The sequence below is a fragment of the Saccharothrix australiensis genome (genome assembly GCF_003634935.1).
In the GTDB taxonomy this organism is placed as follows: domain Bacteria; phylum Actinomycetota; class Actinomycetes; order Mycobacteriales; family Pseudonocardiaceae; genus Actinosynnema; species Actinosynnema australiense.
In genome coordinates, this window is record NZ_RBXO01000001.1 from 2,699,379 (window position 1) to 2,718,415 (window position 19,037).

The following is a 19,037-nucleotide window of genomic DNA, read 5'->3' on the forward strand; positions in this document are numbered from 1 at the left end:
CCACCCTGCAAAGGAAACACCCATGCGGAAACTGTTGTCAGGTCTCGGCGTGGCCCTCGTGGCCGCGGGGGCCCTCGCCACACCGGCTCGGGCGGAGGGCGTGGTCCGGCACGCGGACTCGGCGTCGGCGGTGCCCGGCAGCTACCTCGTCAAGCTGGCCGACGCGTCGGCGGCGGCCGACGTGACCGCCGGGCTCGCCGGGTCGGTCGTGCGGACGTACTCGGGGCCCTTCAAGGGATTCGCGGCGCGGCTGACCGAGCGGGAGGCCCGCCGGCTCGCCGCGGACCCGGCGGTCGAGTACGTCGAGCAGGACCAGGTGCTGCGGGTCCACTCCACCCAGTCCGACGCCCCGTGGGGCCTGGACCGGATCGACCAGCGGAAGCTGCCGCTGGACACCGAGTACGGCTACCGCTCCACCGGCCGCGGCACCACCGCGTACGTGCTCGACACCGGTCTCCGGGTGACGCACCAGGAGTTCGGCGGCCGGGCGTGCGACGGGTGGGACGCGGTCGAGGACGACGCCGTGGCCCAGGACGAGCACGGCCACGGCACGCACGTCGCGGGCCTCATCGCCGGCAAGACCTTCGGCGTGGCCAAGCTGGCGCGGGTCTGCGGCGTGCGGGTGCTCGACCGCAACGGCAGCGGCACCACGGCCAACGTCGTCGCGGGCCTCGACTGGGTGGCGCGCAACGCCCACAAGCCCGCCGTGGCGAACCTCAGCCTCGGCGGCGGGGTGTCCACGGCGCTCGACGACGCGGTGCGCGCGCTGATCGCCTCCGGTGTGTCGGCGTCCGTCACGGCGGGCGGCGACAACAACGACGCCGCCAACCACTCGCCGGCGCGCGTGGTCGAGGCGATCACGTCCGGGTCCTCCACCAAGACCGACACCAAGTCGTCGTTCTCCAACTACGGCAAGGTGGTCGACGTCTACGCGCCGGGCGTCGACATCAAGTCGGCGTGGCACACCAGCGACACCGCCGTGAACACGCTGAGCGGCACGTCCATGTCGACCGGGTACGTGTCCGGGGTGGCGTTGCGGTACCTGCACCTCAACCGCAAGGCGACGCCGGCGCAGGTGCAGGACGGGATCGTGCGCGAGGCCACGCCGCTGCCGTGGGGCAACCTGCTCTACTGGTCGCCGTCGAGGTGATGCGCCGGGGCGAGGTCGTGCGCCATCACGACCTCGCCCCGCTCGACCTCGCCGGTCTCGACGAACCCGAACGCGGCGTACAGGCCGTGCGCGACGGCGTTGCCCGGCACGATCCCCAGCACGAGCCGGGTCCGGCCCTCCGAGCGCGCGACGTCCGCGATCGCCGCCAGCGCCTTGCGGCCGAGCCCGCGCCCCTGGGCCCTGCGGTCGATCATGAAGCGGACGACGCGGAGGTCGCGCGGGTCCTCCCGGCGCAGCAGCGTGAAACCGACGAGGTCGTCACCGGAGTACACGGCGAGCGGCTGCAACCTCGGCCGGTACACCCACGCGTCGGCGATGGAGCGGACGTTGGCCGCGACGAAGTTCCGCTGGTCCTCGTGGACCTCGAGGTCGATGACGGCGCGGTAGTTGTCCTCGGTGACGGGTTCCAGGCGCATGTCGGATGCTTCTACCAGGTCTCCCGGAATTCGGGAAACCGCAGGTCACGAGACTTCTTCACGCTCGGTGATAACTGGCAATCTTTCGTTCTTGGCTTTCCCGTGGTAATGCTGCTTGAGTTGGTGACTGACAGCGAGGGCAAGGTGGCCCAGCGTCACGCCCGCTCCCTGCGCGCTCACGGCGGGCGGACGTCCGGTCACCGCATCGAGAACGGAATCTGCATGCGACAGTCACGACGGGTCCGGTTCCTGGCCGGTGTCGGCGCGACGGCCTTGGCCGCGGCCACGACCACCCTGTTGACCTCCCCCGCTCAGGCCGCCGAGGGCGAGATCCGCGCCGCCGACGCGGTCGAGAAGGTGCCCAACAGCTTCATCGTGAAGCTGAAGGACGACACGACCACCTCCGCCGCCGCGCTCGCGGGCCGGTACGGGGGCAAGGTCGACCGCGTGTTCGACAACGCGCTGCGCGGCTTCACCGTCTCCATGCCGGAGTCGGCCGCCAAGCGGCTCGCGGCCAACCCGGCCGTGGAGTACGTCGAGCAGGACCAGGTGTTCCACGTCCGGACCGACCAGAACAACCCGCCGTCGTGGGGCCTGGACCGGATCGACCAGCGGAACCTGCCGCTCGACAACAAGTACGCCTACACCTCGACCGGTCAGGGCGTGAACGTCTACATCGTCGACACCGGTGTGCGGGTCAGCCACTCGACGTTCGGCGGCCGGGCCCAGAACGGCTACGACGCCGTCGACCGCGACAACGTCGCCCAGGACGGGCACGGCCACGGCACGCACGTCGCCGGCACCGTCGCGGGCAGCCAGTACGGCGTGGCCAAGAACGCCACGATCCACGCCGTGCGCGTGCTGGACAACAACGGCAGCGGCAGCACGGCCGGTGTCGTCGCGGGCATCGACTGGGTGACGAAGAACCACAAGAAGCCGGCCGTGGCGAACCTCAGCCTCGGCGGCGGCGCGTCCTCCACGATCGACAACGCCGTGCGGAAGTCCATCGCGGCCGGCGTCACCTACGCCATCGCGGCGGGCAACAGCAACACCGACGCCCGCAACTCCTCGCCGGCCCGAGTGACCGAGGCGATCACCGTGGGCGCGACCGAGCGCACCGACAAGCGGGCCAACTACTCCAACTACGGCTCCGTGCTGGACATCTTCGCGCCCGGCTCCGACATCACGTCGTCCTGGCACACCAGCGACTCGGCGACCAACAGCATCTCCGGCACGTCGATGGCGACGCCGCACGTGGCCGGCGCGGCGGCCCGCTACCTACAGAACAACCCCTCGGCGACGCCCGCCCAGGTGGCTTCGTACCTGGTGGGGCAGGCCACGCCGAGCAAGGTGACCAGCCCAGGCTCGGGCTCTCCGAACCGCTTGCTGTACCTGGCTCCCAGCGCCTGACACCCCGCTGATCGAGCCGGTCCGAGGCCACCCCCGCCGAACGCGGGGGTGGCCTCCCCGGTTTCACGCCGAAAGCCCGAAGCCGGCGCCTCTCAGCTTTCCCGCCGGAAGTTGTCGGTGGCTCGTGGGACAATGGAACCGGGGGCCGGAGGCAACACCCGGAGGAAACGCCGGAACCGGGGTCGGACAGCGGTTGGGGTCGAGGTGAAGACTCGCCGATCCCGGCATTCCGCACTCGGCGATCCCCCCTTGCTTCCTGGTGCCCCAGCGCCCCGCGCGCTCCGCAGGGCGCTCCGCCGTGCGCGCGGCACAGACGTCGGGCCTCGTGCTCTCCCGTACGGCCTGCCCGCAGGGCAACCGCGCTTGTTTGGCCAGGTCAAGCACGCTTTTCGCTTGACCTGGCCAAACAAGGGTGGTGGTCTTCGACAGGTCGTGCGGGAGAGCACGACGCCCTTCCCTCCCCCGGTGGCCTGCCCAGCGGCGAGCGCTTCTTTCGGCTGAGATCCGCACGGAAGTTCTTCGATTTGTGCGGGTGCCTTCAGCGCGGAAGTCAATCGGTCCTGAGCGTCAAAGCCAAAAGCGACGCTCGCCGCTGGGCAGACCTCCGGGGAGGAAAAACAAAAACAAGGGCGTCGTGTTCTCCCCGCATGGCCTGTCAAAGACCACCACAGTCGGTCAGGGGGCGCAAGCGGTGAAGCGTGCTTGCGCCCCCTGACCGACTGTGGTTGCCCTGCGGGCAGGCCATACGGGGAGAACACGAGACCAGAGGTCTGCGCGGGCGTGAGCAAGGGGCGGGGTCTGCGCCGCGTGGGCAAGGGTGGGGGTCTGTGCGGGGTGTCCGAGGCGGTGGGTCACTTCTCCTCGACCTTGGTGAACTTGAGGTCCAAGCGGGGCAGGCCGTCGGTCGGGCCCAGGCCGGATTCCGGGCGGACGCCCTCGGCAGCGACCTTGTCGATCACGTCCAGGCCGCGGGTCACCTCGCCGATCACCGGGAAGTTCGGCGGGAAGGCGCTGTCCCGGTAGACGATGAAGAACTGGCTGCCGTTGGTGCCCGGTGTGCCCCGGTTCGCCATCCCGATCACGCCGCGCGTGTAGTCCGCCTCCGCGGCCTCCGGGTCGTCGTACTTGTACCCCGGCCCACCGACTCCGGTGCCGGTCGGGTCGCCGCACTGGATCAGCCAGATGCCCTCCGTCACCAACCGGTGGCAGGAGTGGCCCTCGTAGAAGCGCTGCTCCACGAGGTGCCGGAAGTTGTGCACGGAACAAGGCGCGGACGCCGCGTCGAGGGTGAGTTCGAGGTCGCCCCGGGTGGTCTTCACCGTGAGTGCGGTCCTGCCCTCCGCCGGCACGCCGTCGTCACTCGGAGCGGTGACGCGCGTGGTCGTCGTGGCTTCCGGGTCCCTGGTGTACTCGCAGTGCGTGGTCGGCACCGGCGGCAGGGGGCCCGCCACGGGCCTGCCCGGAACGGGCTGCGCGCAGCCGCTGGTCAGCAGGACCACCACCGCGGTCGATAACAGGCGTCTGGCCACGCGGTGATCCTAGGCGCGGCGGCGGCCCCCGAAGCGGTTTCTCGGAAACCTGGTGGCGTCTTCCTCCGGGTCGTTGGCTAGCCTTGACGCCCAGTCGCTGTTCCGCTAGCACGACGTCGGCCCAGCCGACCACGAACCCCGAGGAGAGCAGTACCCGTGATGCGCACGCACGAGGCCGGGACGCTCCGCGCCGAGCACGCCGGGCAGTCCGTCACCCTGACCGGGTGGGTGGCCCGCAGGCGCGATCACGGCGGCGTGATCTTCATCGACTTCCGGGACGCCTCGGGTGTCGCGCAGGTCGTCTTCCGCGAAGGCGAGATGGCCGAGCGCGCCCACCGGCTGCGCGCCGAATTCGTGGTGAAGGTCGTCGGTGACGTCACCCGCCGGCCGGAGGGCAGCGAGAACCCCGACCTGCCGACCGGCGAGATCGAGGTCTACGCCTCCGAGCTGGAGGTGCTCAACGAGGCCGCGCCGCTGCCGTTCCAGCTCGACGAGCACCTGGAGGTCGGCGAGGAGGCCCGGCTCAAGCACCGCTACCTGGACCTGCGCCGCAGCGGCCCGGCCAAGGCGATGCGGCTGCGCAGCGAGGCGAACCGGATCGCCCGCGAGGTGCTGCACGCCGAGGACTTCGTCGAGGTCGAGACGCCCACGCTGACCCGCTCGACGCCGGAGGGCGCGCGCGACTTCCTGGTGCCCGCCCGGTTGCGGCCGGGTTCCTGGTACGCGCTGCCGCAGTCGCCGCAGCTGTTCAAGCAGCTGCTGATGGTCGGCGGGCTGGAGCGGTACTACCAGATCGCCCGCTGCTACCGGGACGAGGACTTCCGCGCCGACCGGCAGCCCGAGTTCACCCAGCTCGACATCGAGATGAGCTTCGTTGAGCAGGACGACGTGATCGCGCTCGGCGAGAAGATCATCACCGCGCTGTGGAAGGACCTCGCCGGCCACGAGATCGCGCGGCCGTTCCGCCGCATCTCCTACGCCGAGGCGATGGCCAAGTACGGCTCCGACAAGCCCGACCTGCGGTTCGACCTGGAGCTGACCGAGCTGACCGAGTACTTCAAGGACACGCCGTTCCGCGTGTTCCAGGCCCCGTACGTGGGCGCGGTGGTCATGCCCGGTGGCGCGAGCCAGCCCCGCCGCACGCTCGACGCCTGGCAGGAGTGGGCCAAGCAGCGCGGCTCGAAGGGCCTGGCCTACGTCCTGGTCAACGAGGACGGCACGCTCGGCGGCCCGGTCGCCAAGAACCTGTCCGACGCCGAGCGCGACGGCCTCGCCAAGGCCGTGGGCGCGAACCCCGGCGACTGCGTGTTCTTCGGCGCGGGCGACCCGGACGCCGCGCGGGCGCTGCTGGGCGCGGCGCGCGTGGAGATCGCGCACCGCATCGGGCTCATCGAAGAGGGCTCCTGGTCGTTCGTGTGGGTCGTGGACTTCCCGATGTTCGAGGCCACCGACAAGCTCGGTGACAACGACGTCGCGGTCGGCGGCGGCAAGTGGACGGCGCTGCACCACGCGTTCACCTCGCCCACCCCGGAGTGGATCGACCGGTTCGAGGAGGACCCCGGCAACGCCACGGCGTACGCCTACGACATCGTCTGCAACGGCAACGAGATCGGCGGCGGCTCGATCCGTATCCACCGCGCCGACGTGCAGCAGCGGGCGTTCGACGTGATGGGCATCGGCGCGGAGGAGGCGCAGGAGAAGTTCGGCTTCCTGCTCGACGCCTTCAAGTACGGCGCGCCGCCGCACGGCGGCATCGCGTTCGGCTGGGACCGGATCACCATGCTGCTGGCGGGAGCGGACTCGATCCGCGAGGTCATCGCGTTCCCGAAGAGCGGCGGCGGTTACGACCCGCTGACGGCCGCGCCCGCCCCGATCACCGCGCGGCAGCGCAAGGAGGCCGGGGTCGACGCGAAGCCGCAGCAGGCGTAAGGCGGGCGGGGGTACGGGGGATCGGGCACCGTGGTGGCCATGCTGCACCTGCGCGCCGTGTGCCCGGTCGACCGCACCGAGCAGGTGCTGGCCGCGCTCAAGGAGCACCCCGGCGTGGCGCACGTCGTGCTGTTGCGGGGCGCGGCCCTCGACCCGGCCGGTGACGTGGTCGAGGCCGACCTCGCCCGCGAGGCCACCGACGAGGTGGTGGAGGCGCTGTGCGAGCTGGGCATCGACCACAGCGGCGGCGTCACGCTGGAGCAGGTCGACACGGCGCTGTCCGACGCGGCGGACCGGGCGGAGGAGGCCGCGCCCGGCGAGGCGGCGGACGCCGTGGTGTGGGAGGAGCTGATCGCCCGCACCGGCGAGGAGTCGCGGCTCAACGCCACGTTCCTGGCGTTCCTCACCATCGCGTGCCTGCTGGCGGCGGTGGGCGTGGTGACGGACTCGCCGGTCACCATCGTCGGCGCGATGGTCGTCGGGCCCGAGTTCGGCCCGCTGGCGGCGATCGCGGTGGGGCTGGTGCTGCGGCGCCGTGACCTGGTGCGGCGCGCGGGCCTGGCGCTGGCCGCCGGGTTCCCGCTGGCGATGCTGATCACGTTCGCCGGCGCGGTCCTCGGCTCCTACACCGGGCTGTTCGACCGGGACGTGGTGCTGGCCGCCCACCAGGTGGACTTCGTGTTCCAGGTGGGACCGTTCTCGCTGATCGTGGCCCTGCTGGCGGGTGCGGCGGGGATGCTGTCGATGACGTCGGCGAAGTCGGCGGCGCTGGTCGGCGTGTTCATCTCGGTGACGACCGTGCCGGCGGCCGGGTTCGCGGCGATCGCGGCCGTGCTCGGCGAGTGGGCGATCTGCGGCCGGTCGGTGCTCCAGCTGGTGGTGAACCTGGCGGGGATCGTCGTGGCCGCCGCGCTGGTGCTGGCGTTGCGCAACCGCCGCCGCCGCGGCCGTGACCTGGGGCGACCGCTGTCCCGCGGCTGACCACCGCCGCCGCTCCCGCCCGGTGGGACGGGTGTGCCACGCGGACGACTTGGTTGCAGTATCGACAAATGGTGGTCGAACCATGCATATGAGCACTACCGTCACGGTGCCCGGACGGGTTCTGTCAGGTCGGTGGCCACCGGGGTAGGGTCGGAGGGGATGAGCGTGGAGATCACCGCCGGCCCGGTGGACATCGACGACGACGCCGATTCCGAGGTGCGCGCGGCGGTGGTCGCCGCCGAATCCGTGCTGAGCGGGCGGTTCGGCGCGGCGGTGCGGTTGGCCGACCCCGAGCGGCTCGGTGGCGCGGGCCGCTCCGTGGTCGTGCGGGTGCGGGTGGCGTCGACGCCGTTCTCGCTGCCCCGCACGCTGGTGGTGAAGCGCTACCCGTCGGCGGTGGCCGACCGCGACCCGTTCGCGCACGAGGCCGTGTCGCACCAGCTCCTCACGGCGCTGCCCGGCGAGGACCGGCTGACGCCCGAGCTGGTCGCCCAGGACGGCGGGCAGCGGCTGGTGGTGCTGGAGGACCTCGGCAAGGCGCCGCGCCTGGCGGAGAAGCTGCTCGGCCCGGACGCGCGGGCCGCCGAGCGCGGCCTGCTGTCGTGGGCGCACGCGATGGGCAGGCTGCACGCCACCACGGCGGGCCGCGACGCCGACTTCGACGCGCTGATGCGGCGGCAGGGCGGCCAGTGCTGCGCCGACCCGATCGCGGTGGACGTGCACGCGGCGCTGGCCGGGCTGCCCGCGCTGCTCGCCGGGTCGTTGCGGGTCGGGACGCCGCCCGCGGTGCTGGAGTTCGCCGCGCGCGCGGTGCGCGGGTTCGGCACGTCCCGGCGGCGCGCGTTCAGCCCGTCCACGTCCTGCCCGGACAACCACCTGGTGACCAGCAAGGGCGTCCGGTTCCTCGACTTCGAGGGCGGCTGCGTGCGCGACGTCGTGTTCGACGCGGCGTGCCTGCGGGTGCCGTTCCCGTCGTGCTGGTGCCCCTACGGGCTGCCCGCGGGCATGTCCGAGGCGATGGTGGCGGCGTGGCGGGCCGAGGTCGGCTCGGTGTGGCCGGACCTGGACGACGACGCGGTGTTCCTGCCCCGGCTGCTGGAGGCCCAGTTCCTGTGGGTGTGGCTGTCGACGTGGCGCGGGCTGCCGGGCCTGGACCTGGCGCTGCCGTCGGGGCACCGGCCGCTGGACTCGCCGCCGCGCGGCACCGTGCTCGCGTCGCGGTGGGTGCGGCTGCGGTCGGACGCGGTGGCGCTGGGCGAGAAGCACGTCGCGGCGCACGCCGAGGCGATGATCTCCGCCCTGATCACCCGGTACGGCCCGGAGACGCTGGAACTGCCGCTGTACCCGGCATTCCGGTAGCGTTCCGCCGTCCGTTCCCGCGTGGACACGTCGCTGCGCGATCGTCGACGCGTGGCCAAAGCGGTGCGCAGCCTGGTGGTCCTGGGTGATTCGACGGCGGTCGGGGTCGGCGACCCGGTCCGCGGCGGGTGGCGGGGTGTCGGTCCGCTGCTCGCGGCGTCCTTTCCGGAGGCGCGCTACCTGAACCCCTCGTTCACCGGCGCGCGGGTCGCGTCGGTGCGGCACGAGCAGCTGCCGGCCGCGCTGCGGGCGCGCCCCGACGCGGCGGTGCTGCTGGTGGGCATGAACGACGCGCTGCGGTCGGACTTCGACGCCGTCCGGCTGCACGAGGACATGGACGCGGTCGTCGGCGCGCTGGTGTCGGCGGGCGCGTCGGTGGTGACGGTGCGGTTCCACGACCACAGCCGGGTGTTCCGGCTGCCCGGACCGCTGCGCCGGGCGCTGTCCGCGCGGGTCTCCGAGCTGAACGAGGTCGTCGACGCGGTGGTGCGGCGGCACGGCGTCGGGTGCGTCGACCTGGACCTGGTGGACGGCGCGTACGCGGTGGAGACGTGGGCGGTGGACCGGCTGCACCCGTCGGAGCTGGGGCACCGGAAGCTGGCGCGGGCGTTCGCGCGCCGCCTCGCGGAGCAGGGCTGCGAGGTCGGCCCGCCGGTCGGCCTGGAGTGCACCGGCGGCATCCGGGTCACGCCGCTGCACCACGCGGCGTGGCTGGTGTTCAAGGGCGTCCCGTGGCTGTGGCGGCGCGGCCGGGACCTCGTGCCGCACGCGGCGGCCGTCCTGTGGCGGTCGTGGTTCGGCGAGGCGGGGCGCGGGGCGGCGGCCGACGTGCGCGGCCACCGCCCCGCCGAGGCGGAACGCGCTAGCTGAGCCGGTAGACGGTCGTGCCGTCGACCGTCGTGGCCGCGTAGTTGTCCGCGACCCAGTCGGCGATGTCGTTGGAGCGATTGCCGCCCGGACCGACCTGCGGGCCGACCACGAAGTAGCCGACCCGGCCGTCCCGCACGTACCGCTGGAACTCCTCCAGCGTGGGCGCGGGGTCGCCGCCGCTCCAGCCGCCGATGCCGATGACCGCCTTGCCGCTGGCCAGCGACAGCGTCGACGCGGCCTGCGCGCTGACCGTCGCGGCGGCCCACGTGCCGGTGGTGGCCCGGAGCAGGTCCACCACCTCCCGCGGGGTGTGCTCCGGCCCGCCCGCCACGACCGCGCCGTCACCGCTGCCCTGGTCGGCCGTGTCCGCGGCGGGACCGGACAGGGGGATGGAGCCGCCGTGCGCGGTGCCTGCCGTCGCCACCCCGAACGCCGCGGACGACGCCAGGGCCGTGCCGACGGCCAGCACGGCGGTCCGCTTCGCGCCGAGCGCGATCGCGGTGGCGACCACCACGGTCAGCGCCGCCACGACCCACCGCAGCGCGGGCAGCCAGTCCGGGTACCGCACGAGCAGCGCGCAGCCCCAGAACCCGGCGGCGGCGACCAGCACGGCCAGCGCCACGCGCACCGGCGCGTGCGCCCGTCCCCGCCACATCTCCCGACCGGCGATGGCCACGATCGCCGCCACGCCCGGCGCGACGGCCACCGTGTAGTACGGGTGCGTGATGCCGCTCATGAGGCTGAAGACGACGCCGTTCACCACCACCCACAGGCCCCACATCAGCAGCGCGGCGCGCGTGCGGTCGGTGCGCGGCGCTCGGCGCGTGAACCACAGCCCCGCGCCCAGCCCGACCAGCGCGGCGGGCAGCAGCCACGAGATCTCCGCGCCCATGCTCGCGCCGAACAGCCGCCCGATGCCCGCGTCGCCGCCGAACGCGATGTTGCCGTTGCCGTCCCCGGCCGCCACGCCGCCGCGGCCACCGCCGAACAGCCGGCCCAACCCGTTGTAGCCCACGGCCAACTGCCACAGCGAGTCGCTGCCCGAACCACCGATGTAGGGCCGCGAGCCCGCCGGCCACAGCTCCACCAGCGCGATGAACCACCCGGCGGACGCGACCACGGCGACGCCCGCGCCCAGCAGGTGCAGCACCCGCTTCCCGAGCGTCGTCGGCGCGGCCACCAGGTAGGCCACCGCGAACGCGGGCAGCACCTGGAACGCCTGGCCCATCTTCGCCAGGAACGCGAACCCGACCGCCACACCGGCCAGCGCCAACCAGCGCCACGACGCGCGCTCCAGCGCGCGCACCGTGCAGTACGCGCCCGCGACCATCAGCAGCACCAGCAGCGCGTCCGGCAGGTTGAACCGGAACACCAGCACCGCCACCGGGGTCAGGGCCAGCGCCGTGCCCGCCAGCAGCCCGGCTACCGCGCCGGACGTCCGCTTCACCGTCGCGTACAGCAGCCACACGGCCAGCACGCCCTCGATCGCCTGCGGCGCGAGGGCGGTCCAGCTGGAGAACCCGAGGACGCGGGCGAACAACCCGCTCACCCACAGCGCGGCGGGCGGCTTGTCGACCGTGATCACGCCACCCGCGTCCAGCCCGCCGAACAGCCACGCCGTCCAGCTCTGCGCGCCGGCCTGGGTCGCGGCGGCGTAGTAGCTGTTGCCCCAGCCCGAGTCGGTGATGTTCCACAGGTACAGCGCCGCGGTGCCGACCAGCAGCACGACCAGCGCCGGGGTCGTCCGACCGCGCGTGGCGCGCGGTGCGGGTGGTGCGGGCGGCGACGCCGCGAGGGTGGCGGTCATGGCGTGGGCTCCAGGGGACGGTTGCGGAAGACCCAGTTGCGCAGCAACAGGAACCGCAGGACGGTGGCGAACAGGTTCGCGCCCACGACGACGGCGAGCTCCGCCGGTCCGCCGGGCGCGGAGAAGTGGTGCAGCAGGGCGAGCGAGCCGCTGGTGAGGCCCAGGCACAGGCCGAACACGAGCAGCCCCTCGAACTGGTGGCGGCCCGCGCCGCGCCTGCCCCGCACGCCGAAGGTGAAGCGGCGGTTCGCGGCGGTGTTAACGATCGCGGTCGCCGACAGCGCCACCAGGTTCGCGCCCTGCGCGCCGAGGCCGCCGCGCAGCAGCACGAACAGCAGCAGGTAGGCCGGCGTCGAGGCGACGCCGACGGCGGCGAACCGGACCAGGTGGCGCAGCAGCCCGCGCGGCACGCCGGGCGTCGCGGGCTCCAGCGGACGCCTGCCGAGCTGCGCGCGCAGCTCGGCGACCGGGATGCGGCCGGTGAGCAGGCCGCGCGCGACCCGCGCCACGCCCTTGAGGTCGGCGACGGCCGTGGCCACGACGTCGACCCGGCTGTCCGGGTCGTCCACCCAGTCCACCGGCACCTCGTGGATCCGCGCGCCCGCCCGCTCGGCGAGCACCAGCAGCTCGGTGTCGAAGAACCAGCCGGTGTCCTCCACGTGCGGCAGCAGCCGGCGGGCGACGTCCGCCCGGATCGCCTTGAACCCGCACTGGGCGTCGGAGAACCGGGTGGCGAGCGCGCCGCGCAGGATCAGGTTGTAGCAGCGGGAGATGAACTCCCGCTTCGGCCCGCGCACCACCCGCGCGCCGCGCGCCAGGCGGCTGCCGATCGCGATGTCGGAGTGGCCGGACAGCAGCGGCGCGACCAGGGGCGCGAGCGCGGCGAGGTCGGTGGACAGGTCGACGTCCATGTAGGCCAGCACGGGCGCGTCGGAGGCCGACCACGCGGCGGACAGCGCCCGGCCGCGGCCCTTCTGCGCCAGGTGGAGCGCGACCACGTCGTCGAACTCGCGCGCCAGCGCGTCGGCGACCTCCCGCGTGCCGTCCGTGCTGGCGTTGTCCGCGATGGTGATGCGGAACCGGTAGGGGAAGGTCCGGGTCAGGTCGGCGTGCAGCGCGCGCACGCACGGCGCCAGGTCGCGTTCCTCGTTGTGCACGGGGACCACCACGTCGAGCACGGGGGTCGTCGTGAGCGTCGCGAGTGTCATGTCGTCAGCCTCGGCGGCGTCGCTGGGTTCGCGGTGTGTCATCGCTGTGCGCCCGCTGTGAGGTCGTAGACGGCGACGTCGTCCACGGTGGCGGCGGTGAAGTGGTCCGCGACCCACTCGGCGATCCGCTCGGACGCGTCGCTGCCGGACTCGGCGGGGATGCCCGCGCCGCCGAGGAAGTAGCGGATCTGTCCACTTCGGACCAGCTCCTGGAACCGCTCCGGCGTGGGCGCGGGGTCGGTGCCGTTGAAGCCGCCCACGGCCATCACCGGCACCCCGCTGTCCAACTGGTAGCCCGCCGCGTTGTTCGACCCGACCGTCGCGGCGGCCCACCGGGACCCGGCGCCGCGCAGCAGCGCGACCAGCGCCGGGCCGGGCTTCGGCGCGCTGAGCAGGCCGCCGCCGTTGGGCCCTCCGCCCGGACCGATGACCACCACGCCGCCGCCGCCGCCGGGCAGGCCGCGGTCCGGCCCGGCGCTGGGTATCGCGCCCGAGTGCGGTGACGAGGCCGTGGCGACCGAGTACGCGCCCGGCCCGAGCAGCGTGGCCGCCACGGCGACGGGCACCACGACGGCCGGCGGCGCGACCGCGGACAGGAACAGCCCCACCGCGGCCGGCAGCCCCAGGAACAGCACGACCGCGGCGAGCCCGGCCGACCAGCCCAGCAGCAGCAGGTAGCACTGGAGGGCCGTGACGGCGAGCGCGCCCGAGAGCGCCGCGCCCGCCACGGGTTCCCGCCGCCGCTGCCACAGCGCCGTCGCGCCGATGCCGGTGATCGCGCCGATCGCCGGCGCGAGGGCCACCGTGTAGTAGGGGTGGATGATCCCGTTCATGAAGCTGAACACCGCCGCGGTGACCACCAGCCACCCGCCCCACAGCGCCAGCCCCGTCCGCCCCCGCCGGTCCGCCGCCCAGCACCCGGCGACCAGCAGCACCGCGGCGGTCGGCAGCAGCCACGCGATGTGGCCGCCCATCTCCGGGCCGAGCAGCCGGCTCCAGCCGGTCGTGCCCCAGCCGCCGCCACCGCCGACGCTGCCGACCTCCTCGCCGGTGAGCCGGCCCAAGCCGTTGTAGCCCAACGCGAGTTCGAGCACGCTGTCGCGCTGCGACCCGCCGATGTGGGGCCGGGAGCCGGACGGCGTCAGCTCCACCGCCAGCACCCACCAGCCACCCGCGACGACCACCGCGCCCAGCGCCCCGGCGAGGTGCCACAGCTTCCGCGTCATCGCGGCGGGCGCGGCCACCAGGTACACCAGGCCGAACGCGGGCAGCACCAGGAACGCCTGGAGCATCTTGGTCAGGAACGCGAACCCGACCGCGGCGCCGGCGAGCGCCAACCACCGCCAGGACGCCCGCTCGGTGGACCGCACCACGCAGTACGCGCCCGCGACCAGCAGCAGCACCAGCAACGCGTCGGGGTTGTTGAACCGGAACATCAGCACGGCCGCCGGGGTCAGCGCCAGCACCGCGCCCGCGATCAGCCCGGCGGCCTCGCCCGCCGTGCGCTTCACCGCGGCGTGCAGCAGGCCCACGCTCGCCACGCCCATCAGCGCCTGCGGTACCAGGATGCTCCAGGGGTTGACGCCGAACAGGCGGGCCGACAGGCCCATCACCCAGGTGGCGGCCGGCGTCTTGTCGACCGTGATCGAGCCGGCCGGGTCGGTCGCGCCGAAGAACCACGCCGACCAGCTCCGCGCGCCGGCCTGGGCGGCGGCGGAGTAGTAGGCGTTGGCCCACCCGGAATCGCCCAGGCGCCACAGGTACAGCACGGCGGAACCGGCCAGCAACAGCAACAGGGGTAGTCGCGCTCGCATGGCCCCGAGCGTGGCGGCGCGTGCTGGGTGCTCCTTGTGCCCACGCTGTGAGCGGCCTGTGCGGCGGGTTGTCCGCACACGACGGGCACGACGGGCACGACGGGCCGAGCGGCGCGGTCGCTTTCGTCGCGGCTGCCGTCCTCCGGTGGGGTCGTGGGCCGGAGTCAGCCCGGCAGCCGCACGGTGAACGTCGTGCCGCCCGGCCGGCTGTCGACCGACACGCCGCCGTCGTGCGCCGCCACGACCGCCGCGACGATGGACAGGCCGAGCCCCGTGCTGCCGGCGGCCCGCGACCGGGACGTGTCGCCGCGCGCGAACCGCTCGAACACCTCGGGCTGGAGCTCGGCGGGGATGCCCGGCCCGTCGTCGGTGACGGTCAGCGCGACGCCGTCGGGGCACCTCCGCAGCGCCGTGGTCACCGTCGTGCCCGGTGGCGTGTGGGTGCGGGCGTTGGACAACAGGTTCGCCAGCACCTGCTGCAACTTGTGCTCGTCGCCGCGCACCGCCACCGGCACCGGCGGCAGCTCCAGCCGCCAGTCGTGGTCCGGTCCGGCGATGCGGGCGTCGCTCACCCCGTCCACGACCACGCGGGACAGGTCGACCTCGTCGCGCGCCAGCGGGCGGCCCGCGTCCAGCCGGGCCAGCAGCAGCAGGTCCTCCACCAGCGAGGTCATCCGCACCGCCTCCGACTCGACCCGGCGCATGGCGTGGCCGATGCGCGGCGGCACCTCGTCGGTGGTGCGGCGGGTCAGCTCGGCGTAGCCGCGGATGGCGGCCAGCGGGGTGCGCAGCTCGTGGCCGGCGTCGGCCACGAACTGCCGCACCCGCGTCTCGCTGGCGTAGCGGGCCTTGAGGGCGTCGCCCACGTGGTCGAGCATCCGGTTGAGCGCCTGCCCGACCTGCCCCACCTCGGTGTCGGGGTCGGCGTCCCGCGCGGGCACCCGCTCGGCGAGCGCCACCTCGCCCCGGTGCAGCGGCAGTTCCGCCACCCGGCCCGCCGTGGCGGCCACCCGCTCCAGCGGCCGCAGGGTCCGCCCGATGATGACCGCGCCCGCGAGGCTCACCGCCACCAGCCCGGCCAGCGCCACCCCGCCGACGATGAGCCCGGCCTGCCACACGACGCCGTCCACGTCGGCCATCGGCAGCCCCGTGACGACCACCGTGCCGTCCAGCGCCCGCACGGCGATCACGCGGTAGTCGCGCAGCTGCTCGCTCAGGTGCACGGTGTGCGGCCGGGCGTCGGACGGCACGGACGACAGCGCGGCCAGCTCCGCCACCGGCAGGTTCTCGGGGTCGTCGCCGCCGGGCCGCAGCCGGGCCGCGTCGATGCTGTCCGGGCGGATGTACGCGACCAGCGTGCCGGGCCGGAACCCCGGCCGGTCCAGCGGGCTGGGCGGCGGCAGGCCGGGCATCGGCGGCACGCCGCGCTCGACCCGCGCGGCGGACTCGTACAGCTGCTGGTCGAGCCGTTCGACCAGGAAGTCCCGCAGGGCCACGACGCTGATGACGCCGATGCCCGCGCACACGACCGCGATCAGCACCACCTGCTCGACGACCAGGCGGGTGCGCAGGGACCAGCGCTCAGGGCGCAGGCTTGAGGACATAGCCCGCGCCCCGCATCGTGTGGATCATCGGCGCGCGGCCCGCGTCGATCTTCTTGCGCAGGTAGGAGATGTAGAGCTCCACGATGTTGGCCTGGCCGCCGAAGTCGTAGCTCCACACGCGGTCCAGGATCCGGGCCTTGCTCAGCACCCGCCTGGGGTTGCGCATCAGGAACCGCAGCAGCTCGAACTCGGTGGCCGTCAGCTCGACCGCCGTGCCGCCGCGCCGCACCTCGCGGGTCTCCTCGTCCAGCACGAGGTCGCCGACCACCAGCTCGGTGCCTGCGGACGCCTCGGTGACCCCGGTGCGGCGCAGCAGGCCCCGCAGCCGCAGCACCACCTCCTCAAGGCTGAACGGCTTGGTCACGTAGTCGTCGCCACCGGCGGTCAGCCCGGCGATGCGGTCCTCGACGGCGTCCTTCGCGGTGAGGAACAGCACGGGCAGCGCGGGCGCGTCGGCCCGCAGCCGCCGCAGCACCTCCAACCCGTCGAAGTCGGGCAGCATCACGTCGAGCACCACGACGTCGGGCCGGAACTCCCGCGCGACCCGCACCGCCGACGCGCCGTCGAGCGCGGTGCGGACCTCCCACTTCTCCATCCGCAGGGCCATCGACATCAACTCGGCCAGCGTGGACTCGTCGTCCACCACGAGGACCCGGACCGGGCTCCCGTCCGGACGACGGAGTTCAGGGGACTTCACCGCGCGCATACCGGCATCATCGGGCGCGCCCTTGAGGCCGACCTGTGCGCATCCTGTGCGTCGGCTGTGAAACGCACACCGCGCCGCACAGCCCGCGCACAGCCCGTGCCGCACAGCCCGCGCCGTACGCACAGCCCGCGCCCAACGACCGCACAGCCCACGCACAGGGTCCGCCGACACCGTGGTCGGCATGACTACCGAAACCGAGAACCCGACCTGGGGCGAGCCGCCGCCGGAGGCCGCCGAACCCGGACCGCGCCGGTCCGGCCGGAGAACCCTCGCGGCGGTCGCGGTCGCCGTGGGCATCGCCGCCGTGGGCGGAGGGGTCATCTACGCGGCGAGCAACTCCGACGCGGCCCGGCTGGGCGGTCCGCGCGGCAACGTGGTGGGCGGTCCCGGCCTGGTGGTCGCCGGCGGCGGCCCGTTCGGCGACAAGCCGCACGGCGAGTTCCAGAACGGGGAGGTGACCGAGGTCTCCGACACCTCGCTCACAGTCAAGAGCACCGACGGCTTCACCCGGACCTACCGGCTCACCGACGACACGGCGGTCAACGGCGCGCAGGGCGCGAGCGGTCTCGCGCAGGGCGACGACGTCATGGTGCTGTCCACCGACGGGAGCACCGCCGACACCGTCGTGGAGGCCAACGCCCGTGGCGGGCCGGGCAACCGGCAGCAGCCGGGTCGGGGCGACGGCCGGCCGCAGCCCGGTCAGGGCGACGGTCGGGATCAGCCGGGCACCGGACAAGGCGACCAACAGGGGCAACCACCCACCCGCTAGAAGCGGTAGAACTGTCCGGTATGAAGCGACTGGCGCTCTCGGCACTCGTGGCGGCGTGCGCGCTGCTCGGGACGATGCCACCGGCGTACGCCCACACCGAACTCGTGGCAGGCGACCCGGCGGACGGTGCGAGCCTGACCGGGCCGCCGACCACGCTGACGCTGACGTTCACCGACCCGGTGCCCGCCGAGAGCGCCATCGTCACGGTGACCGCACCGGACGGGACGCGGTGGCGGACCGGCGAGATCACCGCGTCCGGCGCCACCCTCACCGTGCCGGTCGCCCCGGACGCGGCACCGCCCGGCCGGTACGCGCTGGCCTGGCAGGTCGTCGGGCTGGACGGGCACTACGTCGACGGCGCGACGACCTTCACCCTCACGGGGCCCACCGCCGTGCCGCCGACACCCGCGCTCGCGCCCGGCACGCCCACGACCGCGCCGGAGGGCACGTCCACCCCGCCGACCGCGCCAGCCTCCGCAGCGCCCACCTCCGCAGCGCCCACCTCCGCCGCGTCCACCGCGACCACCACCGGCCCGGAGCTGTCGACGTTCTCCGGGTTCGCCACGGCGGCGCCGACGACCGGCGGGACCGGCGGCGGCAGCGGGCCGTCGGCGTGGGTGTGGATCACCAGCGCGCTGCTGCTGCTCGTGGCGGGCGTGGTGGTCGCCGTGCTGCTCAAGCGCCGCCGCCCGGACGGCACGCCACCGGGCGGAACGCCGCCGAACGGGACGCCGCCGAACGGGACCGGCTGACGCGGGCGGCACGACCGCCCCACCGGCACCGGCGGCGTCCCCACTACCGTGGGCGCATGACCGCCGGACCGGACAGGCAGCCGACCCGCGACACCGAGCAGGCGCCGGCGACCGGTCGTGCCGGCGGTGATCGCGCGACCCTGCCCGACGTGCTCGCGCCGGACCTGGACGTGCTGTTCTGCGGCATCAACCCCGGCCTGCTCTCCGCCGCCAAGGGGCAGCACTTCGCCCGGCCGGGCAACCGCTTCTGGCCCGCGCTGCACCTGTCCGGCTTCACGCCGCGCCTGCTGACGCCCGCCGAGCAGGACGAGCTGCCCCGGTACGGCCTGGGCATCACGAACCTGGTCGCCCGCCCCACCGCGAAGGCCGACGAGCTGACGGCCGAGGAGTTGCGGGCCGGTGGCGCGCGGCTGACCGCGCTCGCGGCGAGCCACCGGCCCAGGGTGGTGGCGGTCGTCGGGATCACGGCCTACCGCACGGCGTTCGACCGCCGCGCCGCGCGGGTCGGACCGCAGCCCGAGGCGATCGCCGACTCGCGCCTGTGGGTGCTGCCCAACCCCAGCGGGTTGAACGCCCACTACCGGCTGGCGGACCTCGCCGCGGTGTTCGGTGAACTGCGGTCGGCGGTCGAGCGGTCCTCGTAGGACCGGTCCGCCGCCGCGACCCGGCGGCATCCGGGTGAACCCGATCCGGGTGCGCGCGCGGCCCGCCG

General features: G+C 74.0%; 16 protein-coding genes. 9 read left to right on the top strand and 7 right to left on the bottom strand.

Annotated features, from left to right (window positions below; genetic code table 11):
* Nucleotides 1–22: 22 nt before the first annotated feature.
* Nucleotides 23–1,150 carry a S8 family peptidase gene (locus C8E97_RS12555; protein WP_121004890.1) on the top strand — a complete coding sequence of 376 codons (1,128 nt, stop codon included), beginning with the start codon at nt 23–25 and terminating at the stop codon, nt 1,148–1,150.
* On the opposite strand, the gene C8E97_RS12560 is transcribed toward C8E97_RS12555, so the two are convergent.
* On the bottom strand, nt 1,129–1,587 hold the full coding sequence (locus C8E97_RS12560) for a GNAT family N-acetyltransferase (RefSeq protein ID WP_121004893.1): 459 nt from the start codon (nt 1,585–1,587) through the stop codon (nt 1,129–1,131). The genes C8E97_RS12555 and C8E97_RS12560 overlap by 22 nt on opposite strands.
* 222 nt (nt 1,588–1,809) lie before the next feature.
* On the opposite strand from C8E97_RS12560, the gene C8E97_RS12565 reads away from it, so the two are divergent.
* Nucleotides 1,810–2,997 carry a S8 family peptidase gene (locus tag C8E97_RS12565; RefSeq protein ID WP_121004896.1) on the top strand — a complete coding sequence of 396 codons (1,188 nt, stop codon included), beginning with the start codon at nt 1,810–1,812 and terminating at the stop codon, nt 2,995–2,997.
* 851 nt (nt 2,998–3,848) lie between these two features.
* On the opposite strand, the gene C8E97_RS12570 is transcribed toward C8E97_RS12565, so the two are convergent.
* The gene (locus tag C8E97_RS12570; protein WP_121004899.1) at nt 3,849–4,526 is read right to left on the bottom strand and encodes a peptidylprolyl isomerase; all 678 of its coding nucleotides are present in this window, start codon (nt 4,524–4,526) and stop codon (nt 3,849–3,851) included.
* A 156-nt stretch (nt 4,527–4,682) separates the two neighbouring features.
* Here C8E97_RS12570 and aspS point away from each other — a divergent pair, with 156 nt between their 5' ends.
* The 4 genes from aspS (at nt 4,683) to C8E97_RS12590 (ending at nt 9,665) form a co-directional block, all read left to right on the top strand.
* Nucleotides 4,683–6,455 (top strand): aspartate--tRNA ligase, encoded by a 1,773-nt coding sequence (gene aspS, locus C8E97_RS12575; protein WP_121004902.1) that lies wholly within the window; start codon nt 4,683–4,685, stop codon nt 6,453–6,455.
* 39 nt (nt 6,456–6,494) lie between these two features.
* Complete coding sequence (locus tag C8E97_RS12580) at nt 6,495–7,436, top strand: DUF389 domain-containing protein (protein WP_121011407.1); 942 nt, start codon at nt 6,495–6,497, stop codon at nt 7,434–7,436.
* 159 nt (nt 7,437–7,595) lie between these two features.
* Complete coding sequence (locus tag C8E97_RS12585; protein ID WP_121004905.1) at nt 7,596–8,795, top strand: hypothetical protein; 1,200 nt, start codon at nt 7,596–7,598, stop codon at nt 8,793–8,795.
* A gap of 51 nt (nt 8,796–8,846) precedes the next feature.
* Nucleotides 8,847–9,665 carry an SGNH/GDSL hydrolase family protein gene (locus tag C8E97_RS12590; protein ID WP_246018841.1) on the top strand — a complete coding sequence of 273 codons (819 nt, stop codon included), beginning with the start codon at nt 8,847–8,849 and terminating at the stop codon, nt 9,663–9,665.
* Here the strand turns inward: C8E97_RS12590 and C8E97_RS12595 are convergent.
* The 5 genes from C8E97_RS12595 to C8E97_RS12615 form a co-directional block, all read right to left on the bottom strand.
* A complete protein-coding gene (locus C8E97_RS12595) occupies nt 9,658–11,472 on the bottom strand; it encodes an ArnT family glycosyltransferase (RefSeq protein WP_121004908.1) in 1,815 nt (604 codons plus the stop codon). The genes C8E97_RS12590 and C8E97_RS12595 overlap by 8 nt on opposite strands.
* Complete coding sequence (locus C8E97_RS12600; protein ID WP_246018843.1) at nt 11,469–12,680, bottom strand: bifunctional glycosyltransferase family 2/GtrA family protein; 1,212 nt, start codon at nt 12,678–12,680, stop codon at nt 11,469–11,471. Before C8E97_RS12600 ends, C8E97_RS12595 begins: the two co-directional genes overlap by 4 nt.
* Nucleotides 12,681–12,718: 38 nt before the next feature.
* Nucleotides 12,719–14,494, bottom strand: coding sequence for an ArnT family glycosyltransferase (locus tag C8E97_RS12605; protein ID WP_121004914.1), 1,776 nt, complete (start codon nt 14,492–14,494; stop codon nt 12,719–12,721).
* A 164-nt stretch (nt 14,495–14,658) separates the two neighbouring features.
* Nucleotides 14,659–16,098, bottom strand: coding sequence for a sensor histidine kinase (locus C8E97_RS12610; RefSeq protein ID WP_121004917.1), 1,440 nt, complete (start codon nt 16,096–16,098; stop codon nt 14,659–14,661).
* Nucleotides 16,076–16,804 carry a response regulator transcription factor gene (locus tag C8E97_RS12615; protein WP_121004920.1) on the bottom strand — a complete coding sequence of 243 codons (729 nt, stop codon included), beginning with the start codon at nt 16,802–16,804 and terminating at the stop codon, nt 16,076–16,078. The genes C8E97_RS12610 and C8E97_RS12615 overlap by 23 nt, the downstream gene beginning before the upstream one ends.
* Nucleotides 16,805–16,985: 181 nt before the next feature.
* On the opposite strand from C8E97_RS12615, the gene C8E97_RS12620 reads away from it, so the two are divergent.
* Genes C8E97_RS12620 through mug form a run of 3 tightly spaced genes read left to right on the top strand, consistent with a single transcriptional unit; the run spans nt 16,986 to nt 18,969 of the window.
* On the top strand, nt 16,986–17,573 hold the full coding sequence (locus C8E97_RS12620; RefSeq protein WP_211346995.1) for a hypothetical protein: 588 nt from the start codon (nt 16,986–16,988) through the stop codon (nt 17,571–17,573).
* Nucleotides 17,574–17,593: 20 nt separating this feature from the next.
* Nucleotides 17,594–18,325, top strand: a complete 732-nt coding sequence (locus C8E97_RS12625; protein ID WP_121004923.1) for a copper resistance CopC family protein — start codon at nt 17,594–17,596, stop codon at nt 18,323–18,325.
* 56 nt (nt 18,326–18,381) lie between these two features.
* On the top strand, nt 18,382–18,969 hold the full coding sequence (gene mug, locus C8E97_RS12630; protein WP_121004926.1) for a G/U mismatch-specific DNA glycosylase: 588 nt from the start codon (nt 18,382–18,384) through the stop codon (nt 18,967–18,969).
* Nucleotides 18,970–19,037 lie beyond the last annotated feature (68 nt).

Excerpts from the sequence above, each read along its gene's own strand:
- C8E97_RS12600 (WP_246018843.1), bottom strand. The coding sequence starts at position 12,680 with ATGACACTCGCGACGCTCACGACGACCCCCGTGCTCGACGTGGTGGTC.
- C8E97_RS12560 (WP_121004893.1), bottom strand. The coding sequence starts at position 1,587 with ATGCGCCTGGAACCCGTCACCGAGGACAACTACCGCGCCGTCATCGAC.
- C8E97_RS12605 (WP_121004914.1), bottom strand. The coding sequence starts at position 14,494 with ATGCGAGCGCGACTACCCCTGTTGCTGTTGCTGGCCGGTTCCGCCGTG.
- C8E97_RS12580 (WP_121011407.1), top strand. The coding sequence starts at position 6,495 with ATGCTGCACCTGCGCGCCGTGTGCCCGGTCGACCGCACCGAGCAGGTG.
- C8E97_RS12555 (WP_121004890.1), top strand. The coding sequence starts at position 23 with ATGCGGAAACTGTTGTCAGGTCTCGGCGTGGCCCTCGTGGCCGCGGGG.
- C8E97_RS12595 (WP_121004908.1), bottom strand. The coding sequence starts at position 11,472 with ATGACCGCCACCCTCGCGGCGTCGCCGCCCGCACCACCCGCACCGCGC.
- mug (WP_121004926.1), top strand. The coding sequence starts at position 18,382 with ATGACCGCCGGACCGGACAGGCAGCCGACCCGCGACACCGAGCAGGCG.
- C8E97_RS12585 (WP_121004905.1), top strand. The coding sequence starts at position 7,596 with ATGAGCGTGGAGATCACCGCCGGCCCGGTGGACATCGACGACGACGCC.
- C8E97_RS12625 (WP_121004923.1), top strand. The coding sequence starts at position 17,594 with ATGAAGCGACTGGCGCTCTCGGCACTCGTGGCGGCGTGCGCGCTGCTC.
- C8E97_RS12610 (WP_121004917.1), bottom strand. The coding sequence starts at position 16,098 with ATGTCCTCAAGCCTGCGCCCTGAGCGCTGGTCCCTGCGCACCCGCCTG.
- C8E97_RS12620 (WP_211346995.1), top strand. The coding sequence starts at position 16,986 with ATGACTACCGAAACCGAGAACCCGACCTGGGGCGAGCCGCCGCCGGAG.
- C8E97_RS12615 (WP_121004920.1), bottom strand. The coding sequence starts at position 16,804 with ATGCGCGCGGTGAAGTCCCCTGAACTCCGTCGTCCGGACGGGAGCCCG.
- C8E97_RS12565 (WP_121004896.1), top strand. The coding sequence starts at position 1,810 with ATGCGACAGTCACGACGGGTCCGGTTCCTGGCCGGTGTCGGCGCGACG.